The 5,257-nt window shown below is 74.9% G+C and carries 3 protein-coding genes; all 3 read right to left on the bottom strand.

Annotated features, from left to right (window positions below):
• Positions 1–12: 12 nt before the first annotated feature.
• The 3 genes from GA0070608_RS26105 to GA0070608_RS26095 all read right to left on the bottom strand — a co-directional run bounded on the left by GA0070608_RS26105 (position 13) and on the right by GA0070608_RS26095 (position 5,234).
• Positions 13–2,028, bottom strand: a complete 2,016-nt coding sequence (locus GA0070608_RS26105; protein WP_091631098.1) for a phage tail sheath family protein — start codon at positions 2,026–2,028, stop codon at positions 13–15.
• Positions 2,029–2,091: 63 nt separating this feature from the next.
• Complete coding sequence (locus tag GA0070608_RS26100; protein ID WP_176733843.1) at positions 2,092–2,613, bottom strand: hypothetical protein; 522 nt, start codon at positions 2,611–2,613, stop codon at positions 2,092–2,094.
• Positions 2,610–5,234: an AAA family ATPase gene (locus tag GA0070608_RS26095; RefSeq protein WP_091631097.1), complete on the bottom strand. Its 2,625-nt coding sequence runs from the start codon at positions 5,232–5,234 to the stop codon at positions 2,610–2,612. The genes GA0070608_RS26100 and GA0070608_RS26095 overlap by 4 nt, the downstream gene beginning before the upstream one ends.
• Positions 5,235–5,257: the final 23 nt, after the last annotated feature.

The raw sequence follows: 5,257 nt of genomic DNA, 5'->3' as shown, positions 1-5,257 counted from the left end.
GACTCACACCTCTCAGGACGGGCTCTGGCCGGCGAGCTGCTGGATCCGCACGATCACGAACTCGGCGGGTTTGAGCGGGGCGAAGCCGACGACCACGTTCACCACGCCACGGTCCCGGTCGTCGGCGGTGGTGGTCTCCGCGTCGCACCGCACCAGGTACGCCTCGCGCGGGGTACGCCCGGCGAACGCGCCCTTGCGGAACAGGTCCTGCATGAACGACGTCAGGTTCAGCCGCAGCTGGGACCAGAGCGGCTCGTCGTTGGGCTCGAAGACGGCCCACTGGGTGCCCCGGAAGACGCTCTCCTCGATGTAGAGCGCCAGCCGGCGCACCGGCGTGTACTTCCACTGGCTGGCCAGCACGTCGGCGCCGGCGGTGGTGCGGGCTCCCCAGTTGACGGTGCCGACCACGGGGAAGGTCCGCAGGCAGTTGAGCCCGAGCGGGTTGAGCACGCCGTTCTCGGCGTCGGTGAGCGGATAGACCAGGTTGGTCACCCCGCGCAGCTGCGCCTCCGTGCCCGCCGGGGCCTTCCACACGCCCCGCTCGGTGTCCTGGCGGGCGTACAGGCCGGCGAGGGTGCCGGCGGGGGCGACAGTGCGCGGCTGGAAGCCGTCGGTCGGGTCGGGGACCCGCAGCCGGGGGAAGTGCGCCACCGCGTTGGGGCCCTTCACGCCGAGCTGGTTGATCCAGTCCAGCGCGCGATCCGGGTCGTCCACCCCGGGCGGCGGGTCGACCAGCAGCACGGCCCGGCGCCGCGCGCACAGCTCGTAGGCGGCGGCCCAGACCGCCTCCGGGTTTAGCCCAGTGTCGACGGTGCTGGGGTCGCCGGGCTTGGCGCGGGTCGCGTCGGGGATACAGAGCAGGTTGAACAGGTCGGTCTTGAGCAGGGCGTAGATGCCGGTGTAGGCGGCCTCGGAGCCGATCAGCGCGGCGGTGCCGGGCAGCGTCGTGCCGTCCGAGCCGGTGACCAGGTCGCCCTGGCCGAGCCGCTTGGCCCCGAGGGGGGTGTACCGGCCGACGTTCGTGGTGGCGCCGCCGAGGCCGAGCAGGGCCGCGCCGTCGGCCACGTCGCCGGAGGCGGTGGCGCCCGTGACGGTGAAGGCCGCGTCGACGGCCGCCGGGGCCACCTGCGAATCGACGTCGCCGAGGATGCGCAGCCCGCCGTCGGCCGTGGGCAGCACCCGCACCCGCAGCCCCGCGGCCCCGTCGGTGGCGCCGAGCGCGGTGTTGATCTTCCGTTGCAGCAGCGCGGCCACCCCGGCGGGGGAGGACGGCAGCCGCTCGTCCTTCTCCAGCGCCGTGACGGTAACCGCGCTCACCGCGGGGACGGTCTTGGTGGGGTCCGCCGGGTCCGGCTTGGTGGGCCGGTCGGGCTGCACGGTGAGCCGGTAGTTCTTCGCGGCGTCCACGGTGGGCGAGCCGATCGCCGCGCCGAGGGTGCCGCTGGGCACCGGCCGGCCGGCTCCGCTCGCCCCGGCCCGGGCCCGCACCAGCGAGGAGCCCCGGTCGGAATCGTTGAGCACGGTGACGGCGTACGCGGCGCTGGCCGGGTCCGAGGACAGCCCGGTGAACCGCTCGGTCGCGCCGGTGGCCGCGTCCTGGACGCTCAGGTTGAACGTCTTCGGGTCGGCCGCGTCGTCGTGGTCGACGTCGATCAGCAGGTCGCTGCCCCACCCGCCGCTGCTCGCCGCGTCCAGCACCAGCGCCGGCTTCGGGCCGGCGCCCACCTTGTCCAGCAGGGTGACCGAGGCCGGGCAGGCGTCGGCCCGGGGCACCCGGACGATGAGGGCGGCCGAGCCGCCGTTGCGGAAGAACTGCTGCACCGCCAGGCTGAGCTCGGAGTCCCGGTCGACCCCGCCGAACCGGCGCTCGAACTCGCCGAAACTGTTGACCCGGACGGCCCGGTGTTCCGGCCCGGTCCGGACGTATCCGACGAAGGCGGCCAACCCGGTCGCCACGCCGATGACGGGTCGGACGCCGCTCGGGGCTTCCTCGATGTAGACGCCGGGATAGCTCGGAGTCACGGGCATGACTACCTCGTCTCGGAGTGGAAAGTCGGCTGGTCACACCCTCCGCCCGCAGGTCAGCGCCCCCTAGCGGACACCCGACCGTGTTGCGACGCGAACCCGACAGAACGCGCCGGTACGGTTACCGTCGTCACCCGCTCGGCCGGTATTCGCCGCTGAACGTCTCGGGGCCCGTGCCCCGATCGGTGGGGCAGGAGGGCGGTTGTCGTCGAGCCGGGCGAGCAGGACACTCACCTCGGTGTGCAGGCGGCGCAGCTCAGCGGCCGTCGGCGCCAACTCGTAGCAGTGGTGGTGGGTGGCGGCCGACAGCGTCGCCCAGGCGAACGCGACGCGGCGGGCGACGACGACACCGGGACCGAGCCGACCGCGCAGCATCAGCTGCTTCGCCCGGCCCTGCCCGCACCGCGCCACCGCCGGCCTGGTCCGCCGCCAGTAGGCGTCGACGCCACCCTCGAGGGCGAGCCGGATCAGACAGGCGCATGCCCGGGGCCACCAGCCGCCGGTGACGGCGGCCCCGCCGAACGCGCCGGCGCCCCGCAGCAACTCCTCGGCCGCCGCCAGGCAGCGCTGCGGCGTCGGCGCGGTCACCGCAGCGCCTCCGCCAACAGGCAGGCGTCCGCGACCAGACCCGGCAGGTCCGCCAGGTACGCCCCGTGCACACCCTCTCGGCACGCCTTGTACGCGGCCACCACCCGTGGCCCGTACCGGCGCCCCAGACAGCCGAGCACGTCGCCGCCCCGGTCGGCGTCGTCGAAGAGCGCCAACGCGAGCGTGGTGGTCAGCCGCCGCGACGCGTCCACGATGGCCACCTCGATGTCGTCGTGCCGCACTCCGCGTGCCACCCGCTGCCGCCACACCATCCGGTGGCAGGCCGCCTCCACCGCCGAGCGGCACAGCTCCGCCACCACCGGCCCGCGCACCTCGGCCGGGATCTCCTCGTTGCGCGACAGCGCGTACGCGTCGTCGAGGTGACGGATGACCGGGTCGGAGCCGGGCCGCAGCGTCACCACCGACCGCTCCGCGCGGGTCACCTCGACGATCCGAGCCTGGCCCAGGTCGAGGCGGCGGACCGCGTCCGGCAGCCGGGTGTCGTGGGTGAAGACCACCACCTGCCGCTGCTCGGCCAGCGCGGCGAGCACCCTGGCCAGGCCGTCCACCTTGGCCGGGTCCATGCTCTGCACCGGGTCGTCGACGACGATGAACCGGAACGGGCTCTCCGGCGCGCACCCGCGCGGCAGGAACGTCGCCAACCCGAGGGCGTGCATCTCACCCTGGCTCATCACGCCCAGCGCGGTCCCGTTGTCGGCGCCGTCCACGCTGACCGGGAACACCACCCGCCGCCGGGTGTTCGCCCCTTCGAGGGACATCGCCCCCAACTCGACGTTGCTCTCCTGCCGTAGTTGCGCCCAGATCCGCTGCGAGTGCTCCGCGAACGGCGCCACCCGCTCGTTGCGCAGCTGCGCCGCCGTGGACTTCAGCCAGGCCCGCGCCGCCTTCACCCGGGCCAGCGTCGCCTCCCGCTCGGGCAGCCCGGCCGCGGCGTCGACCCAGCCGCGCAGCTCGGCCGCCGCCCGCCGCCACCCGGTGTCGCGCTGCCGCAGAACCCCTTCGGCGTACGCGCGGGCCGCCCCCACCGCCGCCACGACGGCCGGATACCGCGCGTCGAGGTGCGCCGCCAGTTCCGCCGGCTCCGCAGGTACGCGCCGCAGCGCCACCACCGCCCCGCGCAGGTCGTCCAGCGACGCCTTCACCGCGTGCGCTCCGTCCGAACGCACCTCGGCGCGCGGCCCGGCCAGCGCCTTCGCCGCGTGCGCTTCGTCCCGTGGCACCTCCGCACGCGGCCCGTCCAGCGGTGGCGCCGCGGTGTGCGGCTGGCTCAGCGGCGCCTCCGCCGCGTCGCCGTCGGGCACCGTGAGGTCGTCGATCAGGTGGTGCGCCTGCCGCAGCAGGGCGGTCAGCCGCGCCGCCGCCGACTGGGCGGCGAGACCGCGGTCCCGCAGCTGTGCCAGCGACGCACTGGCGGCGTTGCGCCAGTCCCCGTCGAGGGTGCCGGCGGCGCAGACCGGGCACGGGCTGTCGCCGGCGTCCTCGTGGTGCTCGATCGCGAGCCGGAACAGCTCGGCGGTGCGCAGCGCCGCCCGGGACCGCCCATCGTCGTGCCGCTGCGCCTCGGCGGACGCCTCACGAATCTGTTCCGCCAGCCGCGACACCTCCTCCCCGGCCGGCACGGCCAGCTCGACCAGACGCCGGCACAGCAGCAGAGGCCGGTCGGCGGCGACCTCCTCCGGCTCGTCGAGGATCGCGCTCAGCGCCGCCACGTCGACGGCACCGCGCCCCTTCAGCAGCACGGCCGCCCGCCGGGCCCGGTCGTCGGCGACACCGGTCAGCTCATCGGCGAGTGCGCCGCGTCGGGCGCGTACCTCCTTGATGGTGGCGTCGAAGGGCCGGGCGGCGGCCACCAGCCGCTGGTCGGCGTCGGTGATCGCCTCCAGGCCGAGGATGGCGGAGATCGCGTCGAAGAGCTGGCTCTGCGTGCCGGCGGTGAGCCGGCCCAGTTCGGCGGCGGTGAGGAACGGCCGGTACAACTCCAGCGGGCGGGCCAGCCCCAGCTCCGCCAGGCCCCCGTGTCGCCCCTGCTCGCTGCTGACGGTGACCTCCGCGTCGGCCAACGTCGCGCCGAGCGGCCACGACCGGGTCACCGTCACCGGCCTCGCCACCCCGTCGACGCGCAGCTGCACCACGATCCAGCACGGGTCGGGGGAGTGCAGATTGCGCCACCCCGTACGCCAGACGCTGTTGCGGTCCGCCCAGCGGGCGCTGTCGCCGGTCATCGCCAGCTCGACGGCCTCGGCGAAGCTCGACTTGCCGGAGCCGTTGCGCCCGACCACCAGGGTGATGCCGGGGCCGGGGTCGATCTGGAGGGTGCGTTCCGGGCCGACGCCCCGGAACCCGGCGACGGTGATCGAGGAGAGCCAGATCCGCCCGGCCGGCGCCTCGTCGGCCGGTGCGCCCAGGTCCAGCCTGGGCTTGCCGCCGTCGAGCGCGGCGGCCAGGTCGTCCTGCCCGCTCAGCGCGGCGAGCACCAGTTCGGCGGTGTGATCGGGCACGTCTTCGGCGGTGAGCCGCTCGAAGATCAGCTCGACCAGTGGTTCGGTACGGCGGGTGGGGAGGGCCGGAGTGGTGGGAAAGGGCTGACGGGGAATGGGCATGATCGTCTCCAGGCGTGTGCTCC

Source organism: Micromonospora peucetia (assembly GCF_900091625.1).
Taxonomy (GTDB): Bacteria; Actinomycetota; Actinomycetes; order Mycobacteriales; family Micromonosporaceae; genus Micromonospora; species Micromonospora peucetia.
Note: the sequence above shows the minus strand (reverse complement) of the source record. Positions and strands in the feature narration are given on the sequence as shown.